The 2,500-nt window shown below is 54.3% G+C and carries 2 rRNA genes (1 of these 2 cut by a window edge); both read right to left on the bottom strand.

Going from position 1 to position 2,500, the window contains the following annotated elements:
* Positions 1–50: 50 nt before the first annotated feature.
* Positions 51–165 (bottom strand): 5S ribosomal RNA (gene rrf, locus ACVKN3_RS19380).
* Positions 166–288: 123 nt separating this feature from the next.
* Positions 289–2,500: ribosomal RNA gene (locus tag ACVKN3_RS19385) — 23S ribosomal RNA — on the bottom strand; it runs 673 nt beyond the window's last position.

Raw genomic sequence — 2,500 nt, forward strand, 5'->3', positions numbered from 1 at the left:
GACAAAAAGAAAACCCGGTCTCAAATGAGACCGGGTTTCCGGGATAAAGCCCCTGGCGGTGACCTACTCTTGCATGGCTTGAGCCACACTACCATCGGCGCATGCGCGTTTCACTTCTGAGTTCGGGAAGGGATCAGGTGGTACCACGCCGCTATAGCCGCCAGGGAAGGGGTGGGAGCAGCGCTTTTCGAGCGCCGGCTCCACAGAGGGTGTAAACGAGTGACAAGCGTCCGGGTTTTAGTCGAACCGCGAGTAAGAGATTAAGACGGTGAAGCGTCTTGGGGTTATATGGTCAAGCCTCACGGCTCATTAGTACACGTAAGCTCAATGCATTGCTGCACTTCCACACCGTGCCTATCAACCACCTAGTCTTGATGGTGCCTTAAGGAGAGTCTAGCTCTCGGGAGATCTCATCTTGGGGCGTGCTTCCCGCTTAGATGCTTTCAGCGGTTATCACTTCCGTTCGTAGCTACCGGGCAATGCCATGGGCATGACAACCCGAACACCAGCGGAACGTCCACTCCGGTCCTCTCGTACTAGGAGCAGCCCCCCTCAAATCTCCAACGCCCACGACAGATAGGGACCGAACTGTCTCACGACGTTCTGAACCCAGCTCGCGTACCACTTTAAATGGCGAACAGCCATACCCTTGGGACCGGCTACAGCCCCAGGATGTGATGAGCCGACATCGAGGTGCCAAACACCGCCGTCGATATGAACTCTTGGGCGGTATCAGCCTGTTATCCCCGGAGTACCTTTTATCCGTTGAGCGATGGCCCTTCCATACAGAACCACCGGATCACTAAGACCTACTTTCGTACCTGCTTGATCCGTCGATCTCGCAGTCAAGCACGCTTATGCCTTTGCACACAGTGCGCGATGTCCGACCGCGCTGAGCGTACCTTCGTGCTCCTCCGTTACTCTTTGGGAGGAGACCGCCCCAGTCAAACTACCCACCATACATGGTCCCCGATCCGGATTACGGACCTAGGTTAGAACGTCAAGCACTTCAGGGTGGTATTTCAAGGATGGCTCCACCGAAACTAGCGTCTCGGTTTCATAGCCTCCCACCTATCCTACACAGAAGAACTCAACGTTCAATGTAAAGCTATAGTAAAGGTTCACGGGGTCTTTCCGTCTTGCCGCGGGAACGCTGCATCTTCACAGCGATTTCAATTTCACTGAGTCTCGGGTGGAGACAGCGCCGCTGTCGTTACGCCATTCGTGCAGGTCGGAACTTACCCGACAAGGAATTTCGCTACCTTAGGACCGTTATAGTTACGGCCGCCGTTTACTGGGGCTTCGATCAAGAGCTTCGCCTTGCGGCTGACCCCATCAATTAACCTTCCAGCACCGGGCAGGCGTCACACCCTATACGTCCACTTTCGTGTTTGCAGAGTGCTGTGTTTTTGATAAACAGTCGCAGCGGCCAGGTTACTGCGACCCCTCGATGCTCAGTCACGCACGTGACCACACCAAGGGGCGCACCTTCTCCCGAAGTTACGGTGCCATTTTGCCTAGTTCCTTCACCCGAGTTCTCTCAAGCGCCTTGGGATTCTCACCCTGCCTACCTGTGTCGGTTTGCGGTACGGTTTTTCTACAGCTGAAGCTTAGTGGCTTTTCCTGGAAGCGTGGTGTCAGTCACTTCGTCCTCATAGGACTCGTCTCGGTGCTCGGCATAAAGATTCCCGGATTTGCCTAAGAATCATGCCTACCGCCTTTCCCCAGGACAACCAACGCCTGGTAGACCTAACCTTCTCCGTCCCCACATCGCACTGTAGAAAAGTGCAGGAATATTAACCTGCTTCCCATCGACTACGCATTTCTGCCTCGCCTTAGGGGCCGACTCACCCTGCGCCGATGAACGTTGCGCGAGGAAACCTTGGGCTTTCGGCGGGGAGGCTTTTCACCCCCCTTATCGTTACTCATGTCAGCATTCGCACTTCCGATACCTCCAGCAAGCCTTACGACTCACCTTCACAGGCCTACGGAACGCTCCTCTACCGCGTACAGATCAAAATCTGTACACCCCGAGCTTCGGTGCATAGCTTAGCCCCGTTAAATCTTCCGCGCAGACCGACTCGACCAGTGAGCTATTACGCTTTCTTTAAAGGATGGCTGCTTCTAAGCCAACCTCCTGGCTGTCTATGCCTTTCCACATCGTTTTCCACTTAGCTATGACTTTGGGACCTTAGCTGCGGGTCTGGGTTGTTTCCCTTTTCACGACGGACGTTAGCACCCGCCGTGTGTCTCCCGTGTATCACGTGTTGGTATTCGGAGTTTGCCATGGTTTGGTAAGTCTCAATGACCCCCTAGCCATAACAGTGCTCTACCCCCAACAGTGTTCGCACGAGGCGCTACCTAAATAGCTTTCGAGGAGAACCAGCTATCTCCGAGTTTGTTTAGCCTTTCACTCCGATCCTCAACTCATCCCCATCTATTGCAACAGATGTGGGTTCGGTCCTCCAGTGCGTGTTACCGCACCTTCAACCTGGTCAAG

This window comes from Luteibacter sp. PvP120 (assembly GCF_054055715.1).